The following is a 12724-nucleotide window of genomic DNA, read 5'->3' as shown; positions in this document are numbered from 1 at the left end:
CCGACAAGTGGCCGGTGGCCGACCTCGGTCGGCCCGCTCGACGAGGAGCATCGCATGGCTGACGAACAGCACGATTTGGGCACTGCCGCCGCCGAACCGGTGGTCGAAGAGGAACTGCTGGTCGAAGAGGTCTCGATCGACGGGATGTGCGGGGTCTACTGATGACCACCGCGGCGGAGTTCGACACGAGCCAGGGCTACCGGTTGAATCCGCAGGTCGCGCTGCGCCCCGAGCCGTTCGGGGCGCTCGCGTACCACTTCGGCAACCGCAAGCTGTCGTTCCTGAAAGTTCCCGAGCTGGTGGACCTCGTGCGAGGCCTCGGCGACCACGCCACCGTCGAGGACGCGCTGCTGGCGGTCCCGGAGCCGCGCCGCGCCTCGTTCCGGCGGGCGCTGGCCTCGCTCGCGGCCACCGACATGATCCGCCCCCGCTGAGCCCGGCGGCGTTTTCGCGCGAAAACGTCGCTGCCCCCGCACCGAAGGCGCCGGTTTCGCGCGAAAACGCCGGTGCTGCCCGAACGAGTGGAGTCGAAGGTGACTGCTGTCGAACCGGCGCCCGTTCCCTCGCTGGTGGAGCAGTTCAAGGGCGGGCTGGCCGCCCCGATCTGCCTGACCTGGGAGTGGACCTACGCCTGCAACCTGGCCTGCGAGCACTGCCTTTCGTCGTCCGGGCGGCGCGATCCGCGCGAGCTGAGCACGGCCGAGATGAAGGCCGTGATCGACGAGCTGCAGCGGATGCAGGTGTTCTACGTCAACGTCGGCGGCGGCGAGCCGACCGTGCGCCCGGACTTCTGGGAGCTGCTGGACTACGCCATCGAGCACCAGGTGGGGGTCAAGTTCTCCACCAACGGCCTGCGCATCGACCGCAAGCGCGCCGCGCAGCTGGCGGCCACCGACTACGTGGACGTGCAGATCTCCCTGGACGGCGCGACGCGCGAGGTGAACGACGCCGTGCGCGGCCCGGGTTCGTTCGACATGGCGATGCGCGCGCTGGAGAACCTGTCCGCCGCCGGGATGAAGGACTTCAAGATCTCGGTGGTGATGACCAGGCAGAACGTGTCGCAGCTGGACGACTTCAAGGCCATCGCGGACCGCTTCGGTGCCCAGCTGCGCATCACGCGGCTGCGCCCGTCGGGCCGCGGGGCGGACGTGTGGGACGAGCTGCACCCGACCGATGTGCAGCAGCACGAGATCTACTCGTGGCTGGTCGACCACGGCGAGCAGGTGCTCACCGGCGACTCCTTCTTCCACCTGAACGCGCTGGGCTCCACGCCCTTGCCGGGGCTGAACCTGTGCGGCGCGGGCCGCGTCGTGTGCCTGATCGACCCGGTGGGCGACGTCTACGCGTGCCCGTTCGCGATCCACGACGCGTTCAAGGCGGGCAACGTCCGCGAGACCAGCGGATTCGACCGCGTGTGGCGGGAATCGGAGCTGTTCACCGAGCTGCGCACGTCCCAGTCCGGCGGCGCGTGCCGGTCGTGCTCGGCGTTCGACGCCTGCCAGGGCGGCTGCATGGCGGCGAAGTTCTTCACCGGCCTGCCGCTGGACGGCCCCGACCCGGAGTGCGTGAAGGGCCACGGGCAGACGGCACTGTCCGTTGTGGACCGTTCGGGGCTGCCGAAGGCGTCGCAGGACCACTCCCGGTCCTCGCGGAAGGTCCGGCTGGGCATGCCTTCGATGCCCGCCAAGCCGTGCGACTCCAGCCCTTTGGCGAGCCAGTTGTGAAGCTGACCGACGGCGTCCGGCTGGGCGCGGTGACCGCGCCGTCGCGCGTCCTGTTCGGGCCGCACGAGACGAATCTGGGCCGTGGTCGCGGCATTTCCGACCGCCACGTGGCCTACTACGCGGCGCGGGCGGCCGGAGGCGCGGGCGTGATCGTCACCGAGACGGCCAGCGTGCACGCCTCCGACTGGCCCTACGAGCGCGCTCCGCTCGCCGCGGAGTGCGCTGCGGGCTGGGCCGCCGTCGCAGATGCCTGCCGGCCGCACGGCGCGGTGGTGCTCGCGGGTCTCGGGCATGCGGGCTCGCAGGGATCTTCTGCGTTCTCGCAGAACGCGCTGTGGGCTCCGTCCCGGGTGCCGGACGTCGCCAGCCGCGAGTTGCCGATGGAGCTGGAGCGGGGCGAAATCGACGAGCTCGTCGCGGGTTTCGCCGCTGCTGCGGAATCGGCCGTGCGGGCCGGGATGCACGGCGTCGAGATCGAAGCCGGTCAGTACTCGCTGCTCCGTCAGTTCCTGTCGGGGCTCACCAACCAGCGCGCGGACGCCTACGGCGAGGACAAAACCCTGCTGCTGCACGATGTTCTTGATTCAGTGCGGCGCGCGGTCGGCGATCGCGTGGTGGGGCTGCGGCTGTCCTGCGACGAACTGGCGCCCTGGGCGGGGATCACCCCGGAGCAGGCCGCCGGGATCGTCGAGGCCGTGGCGGACCGGATCGACTACCTCGTGGTGGTGCGCGGCTCCGCGATGGGGACCTCGGCGACGCGGCCCGACCTGCACACCGAGCCCGGCTTCAACGCCGACCTCTGCAGGCAGATCCGCGAGGTCGTGAGCGAAAGCTCCGGTAAGAACCGGAACGAGCGTTCACGACCACTGGTGGCGCTGCAGGGCAGCATCGTCGAGCCGCAGCAGGCGCAGGAGGCGCTGGACGACGGCGTCGCGGACCTCGTCGAGATGACGCGCGCCCAGATCGCCGAGCCGCGACTGGTCGAGCTGGTCCGGGCCGGTCATCCGGAGCGGATCCGGCCGTGCGTGCTGTGCAACCAGAAGTGCCGCGTCCGGGACAACCGGAACCCGATCGTCTCCTGCATCGGCGAGCCGTTCAGCGGACACGAGAGCGGTCGTGAGTGCGAAACCGGGCTGGAGGCCGGTTTCGCACTCACGACCCGGCGCGAGGTGCTGATCGTCGGCGGCGGCCCGGCCGGTCTGGAAGCTGCGCGGGTGCTGGCCGAGAGCGGGCACGAGGTCGAGATCGTCGAGAAGGACGACCGGCTCGGCGGGGCCGCGCTATGGGCCGCCGAGGTCGGCGGGCGCGGTCGGCTGCGCCGGATCGTCGACTGGCTGGAGGCAGAGGTGCGGCGGCTCGGCGTGCGCGTCACGCTCGGCACCGAGGTCACCGAGGCGGACCTGATCGGCACCAGGCGGGACGTGCTGGTGGCGATCGGCTCGGTTCCGGGGCCGCGCGCGTACGAGAACCGCGGCGGCCTGGTCATCGACGTCGTCGACCTGCTCGAACACCACGCCGTGCCGGACGGGCCGGTGGTGGTGTCCGACCCGGTCGGGGACGCCGTCGGCGTCGGGGTCGCCGAGCTGCTGGCCGGCCAGGGGCGGGACGCGGTGATCGTCACGCAGGACCAGGTCGTGGGCACGCAGCTGGCCCTCACCGGCGACCTGGCGGACGCCAACGGCCGGCTGCAGCGCGCCGGGGTGCGACTGGAGAAGCGTTCGCTGCTGCGGGAAGTGCACCCTGATCATGTGGTCCTGGAGGACACCTTCACCGCCCAGCGCCGGACCTTGCCCTGCGCCTCGGTCATCCACTGTGGACACCGGCTGCCCAATCCCGACCTGACCGGATGGCCGAGGGCGGGCGACTGCGTGGCACCCAGGACGATCCACGAAGCGATCCTCGAAGGCCGCCGCGCGGCGCACGAGATCACCGCGCTGGTCGGGGGAGGCGTGCGATGACCCGCTACCTGTTCTCCCCGCTGCGGATCGGCCCGGTGACCGTGCGCAACCGCATCGTGTTCTCCGCGCACCTGACGAACTACGCCGAGGACGGCCTGCCCAGCGAGCAGCACGCCGCCTACTACGCCGCCCGGGCCGCCGGCGGAGCGGGCCTGGTGATCACCGAAGAACATTCGACGCACCCGACGGACTGGCCGTACGAGAAGCTGATCCACGGCTTCCACCGGTCGGTCGTGCCCGGGTACCGGCGGATCACCGAGGCGGTCCACGCCCACGGCGTGCCGATCTTCGCCCAGCTCAACCACAACGGCGGGCAGGCGTCGTCGATGTACTCCCGCCTGCCGGTGTGGGCGCCGTCCGCGGTGCCGGACCCGATGTTCCGGGAGGTGCCCAAGGCGATCGACACCCGCGAGATCGCCGAGGTCGTGGCCGGCTACGGCACCGTCGCCGGGCACTGCGCCGAGGGCGGGTTCGACGGCGTCGAGCTGCAGTGCTCGCACTCGTCCATCGTGCGCGGCTTCCTTTCCCCCGCCACGAACAAGCGCACCGACTCCTACGGCGGATCGCTGGCCGGGCGGGCCCGCATCCTGCTGGAGATCATCGACGCAGTGCGCGAGGCGCTCGGCCCGGAACGGGCGCTGGGCGTGCGGCTGTGCGGTGACGAGCTGATCGAGGGCGGCACCACCATCGACGAGGCTGTCGAGGTCGCGCGGATGGTGGAGGCCACCGGCAAGGTCGACTACATCAACACGTCCATCGGCGTGGCGACCTCGACGCTCTACATGATCGAGGCGTCGATGGCGATCCCGCCGGGCTACGCGCTGTTCATCTCCAATGCGATCCGCCGGGCCGTGAGCCTGCCGGTGGTCGGCGTCGGGCGGATCAAGGACCCGCTGCAGGCCGAACGGGCGCTGGAGGAGGGCCACTGCGACCTCGTCGGTGTTGTGCGCGGCCAGATCGCCGACCCGGACTTCGCGGCCAAGGCCCGCTCCGGGCACGGCGGCGACATCCGGACCTGCCTGTCCTGCAACCAGGAATGCGTCGGCCGGATGGGCCTGAACCGATGGCTGGGTTGCATCGAGAACCCGCGGACCGGCCGCGAGGCGGTGGCGCTGCCGCTGCCCCGGGCCCGCAAGCGGGTGCTGGTCGTCGGCGGCGGCCCGGCGGGCCTGCAAGCGGCGTCGACCGCGGCGGAACGCGGCCACCACGTGACCCTGTTCGAGCGGGAGCAGGCGACCGGCGGGCAGGTCGCGGTCGCCGCCACGGTGCCCAGCCGCGCGGAATTCCTCGACGTGGTCCGGAATCTGCGCGCCGAATGCGAACGCCACGGCGTCGACGTCAAGACCGGCGTCGCGGCGACCGCCAAGATGCTGCGCGACGAGCACCCGGACGTGGTCGTGCTCGCGACCGGAGCCCGGCCGCAGCCGGTGCACTGGGCCGGCGGCCTCGACCGGGTCGTCGACGTCCGCGACGTGCTGGAGGGCCGCGCGGCACCGGAAGGCGATGTCCTGGTCATCGACGAGCTCGGCTTCCACCAGGCGTCCTCGATCGCTGAACTGCTGGCCGACCGGGGCTGCCGGGTGCGGATCTCCACGCCGGGCATGGTGGTCTGCCAGGACCTCGGCGTGACGCTGGACATGGAGACCTTCAACGTCCGGGCGCACGCGAAGGGCATCGAGCAGGCCACCGACGAGGTCGTGATGTCGGCAGCGGCCGAACCGGACGGCGTCGTGCTGCAGATCCTCAAGCACACCACCGGGGAAATGGCCGAAGCCCGCTTCGACTGGGTCGTGTGCGCGACGCACCAGGCCCCGGAAGACGCGTTGTGGCACGAGCTCAAGGAAGCCCGGTTCGCGGTGCACCGGGTCGGCGACTGCATCGCGCCGCGCCGCGCGCACGCCGCAGTCGTTGAAGGACATCGAGTGGCGGTGGGCCTGTGAACGGACGTCCGGAGATGCTCGCGGTCGTCATCGCCCGCGGCGGCGGGCTGCCCGGCGGCGCCGACGAGGCCGCGGCCGAATGCGGCGGCGCGGTCCTCGTCGTGGGCACCGGCACGCGGGAAGCGGCTCGCGCCTTCACCGCGGCCCGGCGCATCTGGGCGGCGGAAGTCCCGGTGATCGCTCCCGGCGCGCTGGCCGCGGTGCTGGCGCCGCTGATCGCCGAGGTCCCCGTCGTGGTGCTACCCGCCTCGCCGGACGGGCGCGACATCGCCGCCCGCCTGGCCTTCCAGAGCGAACGGCCCCTGTTCGCCGGCGCCACCCGGTGCACGCCGGAGCACGCCGATCTGTCCAGGTTGGACGATTCGCTGGAGGTCCGGGTCGCGCTCGACGAACCGGCCGTGGTCACCCTGATCCCGGGCGTGCGCGGCACGCCGCAGCCGGTGCCCGCCCCGGAACCGGTCGAGCTGACCGTCATCCTGCCCGCGGTGCTCGACGCCGAGGTCGTCGAGGTCCTGGAACCGGAACCCGAAACGGTCGAACTCGCCGAGGCCAAGCGGATCCTCGGCGGCGGGGCCGGGCTGGTGCGCCCCGGCGAGGACGGCTCGGCGGTGATGCGGACCCTGACCGGCGTGGCCGCCGCCCTGGGCGCCTCCGCCGGCGCCACCCGGGTGATCACCGACGCCGGCTGGGCGGGGCACGACCGCCAGATCGGCACCACGGGCGTCGTCGTCGACCCCGACCTCTACGTCGCCTTCGGCGTCTCCGGCGCGACGCAGCACGTCGGCGGCCTGGGCCGCCCGGCGCACGTGATCAGCGTGAACACCGACCCGTCCTGCCCGATGACCGCGCTGGCCGACCTGGGCATCGTCGCCGACGCGCCCGAGGTCCTGCGCGAACTGGCGCGCCGACTGAACGGAGCCGCCGATGCCTGAACACTCCGAAGTGGACGCCGTGGTGGTCGGGGCGGGCCCGGCCGGCGCGTCCGCGGCGCTGGAGCTGGCGCGGGCCGGGCGCAGCGTGATCCTGCTGGAGCGGGGGCCGTTCCCCGGCGCGAAGAACGTCTACGGCGGCGTCGTCTACGGCCGGGTGCTCGACGAAGTCCTGCCCCGCTGGTGGGAAGAGGCCCCGGTGCAGCGCTGGGTCACCCGCCGCAGCACCATGATGATGACCCCGACGCAGGCCCTCACCGTCGACTTCCGCACCGAGGACTGGGGGAGCGCGCCGTACAACGGCATGACCACCTACCGCGCGGACTTCGACGCGTGGCTCGCGGGCAAGGCGGTGGCGGCCGGCGCGCAGCTGGTGACCTCCACGGTCGCGACCGAGCTGCTGCGCGACGCCGCCGGGCGCGTGACCGGCGTCCGCACGGACCGGCCCGACGGCGACATCCGGGCGAAACTCGTGATCGCCTGCGACGGCGTCAACTCGTTCCTCGCGAAGCAGGCGGGCCTGCTGCCCCAGACGGACCCCGAGCACCAGACCCTCGGCGTGAAGGAAACCCTTTCCCTGCCGCGCAGGGCGATCGAGGAGCGCTTCGGGCTCAGCGGCGACGAAGGCGCGGACTTCGAGATCCTCGGCTGCACCGGCGACATTCCCGGCGGCGGCTTCCTCTACACCAACCGCGACACGGTCAGCATCGGCGTGGTGCTGTCGCTGACCGGCCTGGCTGCTTCCGGGCGGCGCCCCGAGGAGGTCCTCGCGGACCTCAAAGCGCACCCGGCGATCGCGCCCTACCTGCGGGACGGGGAGCTGAAGGAGTACTCCGCGCACCTGATTCCGGAAGGCGGCTACCGCAGCATGCCGCCGCTGCAGGCCGACGGCCTGCTGGTCGCCGGCGACGCGGCCGCGATGTGCCTGGCGGCCGGGATCTGGCTGGAAGGAGTCAACTTCGCCATCGGCTCCGGCCTGGCCGCGGGCCGCACGGCCGCCGAAGCCATCGCCGCGGGCGATCCCACCCGGCTCGCCGGTTACCGCAAGCGGCTGGAGGGAAACTTCGTGCTGACCGACCACAAGAACCTGCAGGGCGCCCCGCACCTGGTCCTCTCCGACCGGGTCCAGCGCCAGTACCCGCGGCTGCTCTGCGACTTCGCGCAGGAGGTCTTCACCGTCCGCAACCCGGAACCGAAACCCGGCCTCGGCAAGCTGTTCCGGCGCACCGCGGCCAAGCACGGCGTCCGGCTGCGGCAACTCGCCGCGGACGCCTGGGCAGGCCTCCGAGTCTTCGGCTGAAGGACTGTTTCGAAAGTGATTTGCGTAGCGGTGCGGGTAGCGGAACCTCAGGGGCCGCCTCACTCCGGGATCCCCGACTTATGTATGTCCAGTACGCGGCGCTGGGGCTGTCCTCGCTGGGAGAACCCCAGAGGGGTGGGCACAGCGAACCCGCGGCGGTGCAAGCTGCGTCCCTCACCGCAGCGGCTGCCGCCGCTTCAGAACAGACCTGAGGAGTGAACATGCACCAGTACCCGGAAGTGTCCTTCGAGGACCGGATGGGCACCGTCGACTTCCAGGTCGGCGAGCGCCCGCACATCACCGTGGACACCGAGATCTGCCGGTCGTGCACCACCAAGGCGTGCGTGCACGCCTGCCCGGCGAAGCTGTTCGTGCCCACCGGCGACGGCGGCATCCTGTTCAACTACGAGCAGTGCTTCGAATGCGGTACCTGCTACCAGATCTGCAACTCCGCCGGCGCCATCACGTGGACCTACCCGGACGGCGGGCACGGCGTGGTCTTCCGGAAGGGCTGACATGGGACCGCAGATCGTCGTGGCGCTGAGCTGGTCTTGGCGGCGGGTCCGGGTGGATCCGCTCACCGGGGCGCTCGACGCCGGAGACCGGGGCGGCAACGCCGCCGAACACGCGGCGCTGGAACACGGCCTCCGGCTCGCCGAAGAACTCGACGGCCGGGTCCTGGCAGTGACCGTCGGGCCCGCAGCGGCCGAGGAGGGTCTGCGCGCAGCGCTGGCGGCGGGCGCGCACGAGGCGATCCGCGTGGCGCGGGACGACCAGCTGGAGCCTGGCTACCTCGTCCACAATGGAGCTGACACGGCCAAGGCGATCGCGACGGCGGTCGCGGAACCGGATCTCGTGCTCTGCGGCGACAGATCGGACGACGGCGGAACCGGAACGACGCCCGCGTTCCTCGCCGCCCGGCTCGGTGCCGCGCAGGCGCTCGGCGTGGTCAAGCTCGAAGCCGACGGCGAATCGCTGCTGGCGCACCGCAGGCTCGACGGCGGCAGCCGGGAGGTCCTGCGGCTGCCCACGCCAGCGGTCGTCTCGGTCGAAGCCGCCGGTGTGCGCCTCCGACGAGCGAGCCTGCCTGCCGTCCTGGCGGCCCAGAAGGCGACGATCCGCACGATCGCGGCCGAGCCGCAGCAGCCACGACGCGTGGTCTCGGCCCGCCCGCTGAGCCCACGAGCGCGGGAGTTGACCGCCCCGGCGGGAACGACGGCGCACGACCGGATGCTCGAACTGACCGGTGCGCTGCAGGACCGCACGCCACCGACCGTCATCGGCCCGCTACCGGCCGCCGAAGCGGCCGACGAACTGCTGGGCTACCTGAAGCGCCACGGATACATCACGGGAGAAAAGCCATGAGCAGGGTCGCGGTCGTCACCGGCGCGGCACGCGGCATCGGCGCGGCGGTCGTGCGACGGCTCGCCGCGGACGGCTGGCGCGTGGTCGCCGTCGACATCTGCGCGGACATCCCCGGGACCGGATACCCGCTGGGAACCCGGGAACAACTCCGGGCGCTGGCGGAGGAATGGCCGGAGTCCGTGCGCGACGTCGTGGCCGACGTCCGCGACGAGGCCGCGGTGCGGCGAGCCGTCGCGGTGGCGGAAGCCGAGTTCGGCGGCCTGGACGCGGCGGTGGCGGCGGCCGCCGTCATGGCGGGCGGGCGGCCGCTGTGGGAGACCTCGAACGACGAGTGGGACGCCCTGTTCGACGTCGGCGTCCGCGGCGTGGCGAACCTGGCCCGCGCCGCAGTCCCGCTGCTGCTGCAAAGACCCGAACCCCGATCTGGCCGGTTCGTCGCCCTGGCCTCCTCGGCGGCGCACCGCGGCCTCTACCACCTCGCCGGCTACAACGCGGCCAAGCACGCGGTGGTCGGCCTGATCCGCGGCCTCGCCACCGACCTCCGCGGGACCGGGATCACCGCGACGGCGGTCTCGCCGGGATCGACCCGCACGGACATGCTCACCGCCACCGCGGCCTACTACGACCTGCCGGACGTCGAGGAGTTCAGCCGGCACCAGCTGGTCGAGCGCCTGCTGGAGCCGGACGAGGTGGCGGCGGCGGTGTGCTGGCTGTGCGGCGAAGGGGCCTCGGCCGTCACGGGAACCGTCGTGCACGCCGACGGAGGATTCACAGCATGACGTTCAGGCTCGCGCCCGACCCCGGTCTGCGCCGCTGGGACGGCGGGCGAACGCTCGCCGGCGGATCGCCGTTCCGGGTGCTGCGGCTGACCGCCGCCGGCGCGGCGATGGTCGACGGCTGGATCGCCGGCGAGCCGGTGACCGCCGGAGCAGCCCTGGCGCAGCGGCTCGTCCGGGCGGGAATAATGCACCCGAGCTACGACCAGGCCCAGCACGGCCCGGGCGATGTGACCGTCGTGATCCCGGTGCGCGACGGCGACGTGTCCGGGCTGTTCGCGGCGCTCGACGCGCCCGCCATCGTCGTCGACGACGGCTCCCGGCAGCCGATCCCGGGAGCCGCGATCCGCCACGAAACCGCCCGTGGCCCGGCGGCGGCCCGCAACGCCGGGTGGCGGCTGGCCCGCACGCCGCTCGTGGCGTTCCTGGACGCCGACACGGTGCCCGAACCGGGCTGGCTCGAACCGCTGCTCCGCCACTTCGAAGATCCGGCGGTCGCGGCCGTGGCACCGAGAATCCGCAGCACACCGGGAAAAACGGCGCTGGCCCGCTACGAGAGCACCCAGTCACCGCTCGACCTCGGCGACCAACCGGGCCTGGTCCAACCAGGCAGCAGGATCAGCTACGTCCCCACGGCGGCCCTGGTGGTCCGCACGTCGGCGCTGCGCGAGCTCGACGGCTTCGACGAGGAAATGCGCTTCGGTGAGGACGTCGACCTGATCTGGCGCCTGATCGCCGGGGAACACCTGGTCCGCTACGAACCGGCAGCCGTCGTCGAACACGCGCCGCGCCCGCGGTGGACGGCCCTGCTGCGCCAGCGATTCGACTACGGAACCTCGGCAGGCCCCCTGGCGCAGCGGCACGGCGACGCGGTAGCCCCGGTGCGGGCATCGCTGTGGAGCGCGGTGGCCTGGGCGTTGATCCTCGCGGGCAGATCGGGCGCCGGACTGGCCGTGATAGGCGCCGCGGCAGCCCTGCTGACCCGCAAGCTCGGTAAGCTGGGCATCCCGGCCCACGAAGCGATTCGCCTGGCAGCACACGGAAATCTCGGCGCAGGCCGCGTCTTCGCCGACGCGATCGGACGAGCATGGGCACCGGTGGCGGTCCCGCTGCTCCTGCTCAGCCGCCGCGGCCGAGCGGTGCTGGCGCTGGTGCTGCTCAGGAACCTGCTGGACTGGGCACGCAAGAGGCCCCCGCTCGACCCGATCCGCTGGTGCCTGGCGCGCGTGGCCGACGACCTGGCGTACGGCTGCGGTGTCGCGCGCGGCGCCCTGCGCTCCCGCAGCCCCGCATCGCTGCTGCCATTCCTGACGGATCGCGGGGGCCGCAGCAGCGTCCAGGTGTCGCGATGACGGCCCTGACGGACCTGACCTGGCCGGAGGTCGCCTCGATCGCCGCGCAGAGCGTCCTCGCGGTCCCGGTCGGCGCGACGGAACAACACGGCCCGCACCTGCCGTTCACCGTCGACACCGAGATCGCGGAGGCGCTCTGCGTCCGGCTGGCGGAGCAGCGCGATGTCGTGGTGGCGCCGGCGGTGACCTACGGCTCCAGCGGAGAGCACGCGGGCTTCCCGGGCACGCTGTCGATCGGTCAGGAAGCAGTCGAGCACCTACTCGCGGAACTGGTCCGCTCGGCGGACGCGTTCGCGGGAGTAGTGCTGGTGTCGGCCCACGGAGGCAATGCCGAACCGGTCCGCAGAGCGGCGGGGAAGCTACGGGCGGAAGGCCGCCGGGTGCTCGCCTGGGCGCCGACCGGGCGGCCAGACGACACCCACGCGGGCCGAACCGAGACCTCGGTGATGCTGGCGCTGCGCCCGCAGGCGGTGCACCTGGCCAGAGCGGAGCGGGGCAACACGACGCCACTACCGAACCTGATCGACACGCTCCGTGCCGGAGGGCTCCTGGCGGCCACGACCAACGGAGTCCTGGGCGACCCGGCAGGGGCGACGGCGGAGGAGGGAGCCCGGATCCTGGCGGCCTGGACGACGTCGCTCACGGCGGCGGTGACGGCCTGGCGAAGATCTGACCAGCAAAAACGGCAATCGGAGGGCCCCGATGACCGCCCATCCGGAGGTGCGGTAAGCTAACGACACACCCCGCGAGGGGCAAAAAAATAGAAGAACGGGCTGTAGCGCAGCTTGGTAGCGCACTTGACTGGGGGTCAAGGGGTCGCAGGTTCAAATCCTGTCAGCCCGACGTTAGCGGAAGCCCGCTGGCCGGCACGTTAGTGCAGGTCAGCGGGCCTTTTCGTATGCTGTTGTGGATCTTGCGTGATCGTCCTGAATGGTGCCGTCTCGAATTTCGGCGATTTTTGGGAGGATTTTGGGAGCTGTGGATCTTGAGCCCCGAAATGGGGTCGCGCTGATCTTGGCCACGTATTGATCCACCTGGGTGAATCCGAATGTGGCGCCGATCACTGCGTCTTGGGTGCGGGTGCCGATAAATCGTCCGCCCAGTTCCGGCTGCATGTTGGTACTCGTGAAGGGTTCCGCCGAGCCGATCTCGTCGGCGGATCTCCAGGCGTGTGATCTGTCCTGGCTCGGTGATCGGTTCGGGTAGCGGGCGGAGCGGAGCTGCTTGATTCAGGGCTCGGTGCGGCCGGTGCCCGTTGTAGTACGACTCGAACTCGCGCAGGGCATGGAGCTGATGGCGTTGGTGCCAGATGCGGGTGCGGTCCAGCAGTTCGTGTCGGTAGGTCTGTATCCAGCGCTCCATGATGGAGTTCATCCGGGG

The 12724-nt window shown here is 71.8% G+C and carries 13 protein-coding genes, 1 tRNA gene and 1 pseudogene; 13 read left to right on the top strand and 2 right to left on the bottom strand.

The features are described from left to right. The first annotated feature begins 54 nt into the window (after nt 1-54). From mftA to E1288_RS40630, 13 genes are all read left to right on the top strand, one after another. Nucleotides 55-162 (top strand): mycofactocin precursor MftA, encoded by a 108-nt coding sequence (mftA, locus tag E1288_RS40690; RefSeq protein ID WP_132494008.1) that lies wholly within the window; start codon nt 55-57, stop codon nt 160-162. Beyond that, nucleotides 162-434, top strand: coding sequence for a mycofactocin biosynthesis chaperone MftB (mftB, locus tag E1288_RS40685; RefSeq protein WP_132494007.1), 273 nt, complete (start codon nt 162-164; stop codon nt 432-434). Before mftA ends, mftB begins: the two co-directional genes overlap by 1 nt. Before the next feature lie 99 nt (nt 435-533). Further along, nucleotides 534-1724 carry a mycofactocin radical SAM maturase gene (mftC, locus tag E1288_RS40680; RefSeq protein ID WP_132494006.1) on the top strand — a complete coding sequence of 397 codons (1191 nt, stop codon included), beginning with the start codon at nt 534-536 and terminating at the stop codon, nt 1722-1724. Continuing rightward, entirely contained in the window at nt 1721-3682 is a 1962-nt protein-coding gene (locus tag E1288_RS40675) for a mycofactocin system FadH/OYE family oxidoreductase 1 (protein ID WP_132494005.1), read from the top strand. The genes mftC and E1288_RS40675 overlap by 4 nt, the downstream gene beginning before the upstream one ends. Further along, nucleotides 3679-5622, top strand: coding sequence for a mycofactocin system FadH/OYE family oxidoreductase 2 (locus E1288_RS40670; RefSeq protein WP_132494004.1), 1944 nt, complete (start codon nt 3679-3681; stop codon nt 5620-5622). The genes E1288_RS40675 and E1288_RS40670 overlap by 4 nt, the downstream gene beginning before the upstream one ends. After that, the gene (locus E1288_RS40665) at nt 5619-6554 is read left to right on the top strand and encodes a mycofactocin-associated electron transfer flavoprotein alpha subunit (RefSeq protein ID WP_132494003.1); all 936 of its coding nucleotides are present in this window, start codon (nt 5619-5621) and stop codon (nt 6552-6554) included. Before E1288_RS40670 ends, E1288_RS40665 begins: the two co-directional genes overlap by 4 nt. Then, nucleotides 6547-7851 (top strand): FAD-dependent oxidoreductase, encoded by a 1305-nt coding sequence (locus tag E1288_RS40660; protein ID WP_132494002.1) that lies wholly within the window; start codon nt 6547-6549, stop codon nt 7849-7851. The genes E1288_RS40665 and E1288_RS40660 overlap by 8 nt, the downstream gene beginning before the upstream one ends. Nucleotides 7852-8072: 221 nt before the next feature. Further along, nucleotides 8073-8366, top strand: coding sequence for a ferredoxin family protein (locus tag E1288_RS40655; protein ID WP_207954835.1), 294 nt, complete (start codon nt 8073-8075; stop codon nt 8364-8366). Between the two features lies 1 nt (nt 8367). Next, nucleotides 8368-9216: a mycofactocin-associated electron transfer flavoprotein beta subunit gene (locus E1288_RS40650; RefSeq protein WP_132494000.1), complete on the top strand. Its 849-nt coding sequence runs from the start codon at nt 8368-8370 to the stop codon at nt 9214-9216. Next, complete coding sequence (locus E1288_RS40645) at nt 9213-9995, top strand: mycofactocin-coupled SDR family oxidoreductase (RefSeq protein ID WP_132493999.1); 783 nt, start codon at nt 9213-9215, stop codon at nt 9993-9995. Before E1288_RS40650 ends, E1288_RS40645 begins: the two co-directional genes overlap by 4 nt. Beyond that, the gene (mftF, locus tag E1288_RS40640; RefSeq protein WP_132493998.1) at nt 9992-11344 is read left to right on the top strand and encodes a mycofactocin biosynthesis glycosyltransferase MftF; all 1353 of its coding nucleotides are present in this window, start codon (nt 9992-9994) and stop codon (nt 11342-11344) included. The genes E1288_RS40645 and mftF overlap by 4 nt, the downstream gene beginning before the upstream one ends. Next, complete coding sequence (gene mftE / locus E1288_RS40635) at nt 11341-12078, top strand: mycofactocin biosynthesis peptidyl-dipeptidase MftE (protein WP_132493997.1); 738 nt, start codon at nt 11341-11343, stop codon at nt 12076-12078. The genes mftF and mftE overlap by 4 nt, the downstream gene beginning before the upstream one ends. Nucleotides 12079-12113: 35 nt before the next feature. Further along, nucleotides 12114-12187, top strand: a tRNA-Pro gene (locus tag E1288_RS40630). A 38-nt stretch (nt 12188-12225) separates the two neighbouring features. Here E1288_RS40630 and E1288_RS47550 read toward each other — a convergent pair. Then, nucleotides 12226-12459: a hypothetical protein gene (locus E1288_RS47550; RefSeq protein WP_165968526.1), complete on the bottom strand. Its 234-nt coding sequence runs from the start codon at nt 12457-12459 to the stop codon at nt 12226-12228. A gap of 112 nt (nt 12460-12571) precedes the next feature. Continuing rightward, nucleotides 12572-12718 (bottom strand): annotated as a pseudogene (locus E1288_RS49990) (integrase core domain-containing protein); the annotation flags it as partial. Nucleotides 12719-12724: the final 6 nt, after the last annotated feature.

Source organism: Saccharopolyspora elongata, assembly GCF_004348985.1.
Lineage (GTDB): Bacteria > Actinomycetota > Actinomycetes > Mycobacteriales > Pseudonocardiaceae > Saccharopolyspora > Saccharopolyspora elongata.
Note: the sequence above shows the minus strand (reverse complement) of the source record. Positions and strands in the feature narration are given on the sequence as shown.

Bases quoted from the DNA above. Each gene is read 5' to 3' on its own strand.
- mftA (WP_132494008.1), top strand. From the start codon at position 55: ATGGCTGACGAACAGCACGATTTGGGCACTGCCGCCGCCGAACCGGTG.
- mftB (WP_132494007.1), top strand. From the start codon at position 162: ATGACCACCGCGGCGGAGTTCGACACGAGCCAGGGCTACCGGTTGAAT.
- E1288_RS40670 (WP_132494004.1), top strand. From the start codon at position 3,679: ATGACCCGCTACCTGTTCTCCCCGCTGCGGATCGGCCCGGTGACCGTG.
- E1288_RS40660 (WP_132494002.1), top strand. From the start codon at position 6,547: ATGCCTGAACACTCCGAAGTGGACGCCGTGGTGGTCGGGGCGGGCCCG.
- E1288_RS40655 (WP_207954835.1), top strand. From the start codon at position 8,073: ATGCACCAGTACCCGGAAGTGTCCTTCGAGGACCGGATGGGCACCGTC.
- E1288_RS40650 (WP_132494000.1), top strand. From the start codon at position 8,368: ATGGGACCGCAGATCGTCGTGGCGCTGAGCTGGTCTTGGCGGCGGGTC.
- E1288_RS40645 (WP_132493999.1), top strand. From the start codon at position 9,213: ATGAGCAGGGTCGCGGTCGTCACCGGCGCGGCACGCGGCATCGGCGCG.
- mftF (WP_132493998.1), top strand. From the start codon at position 9,992: ATGACGTTCAGGCTCGCGCCCGACCCCGGTCTGCGCCGCTGGGACGGC.
- mftE (WP_132493997.1), top strand. From the start codon at position 11,341: ATGACGGCCCTGACGGACCTGACCTGGCCGGAGGTCGCCTCGATCGCC.
- E1288_RS47550 (WP_165968526.1), bottom strand. From the start codon at position 12,459: ATGCAGCCGGAACTGGGCGGACGATTTATCGGCACCCGCACCCAAGAC.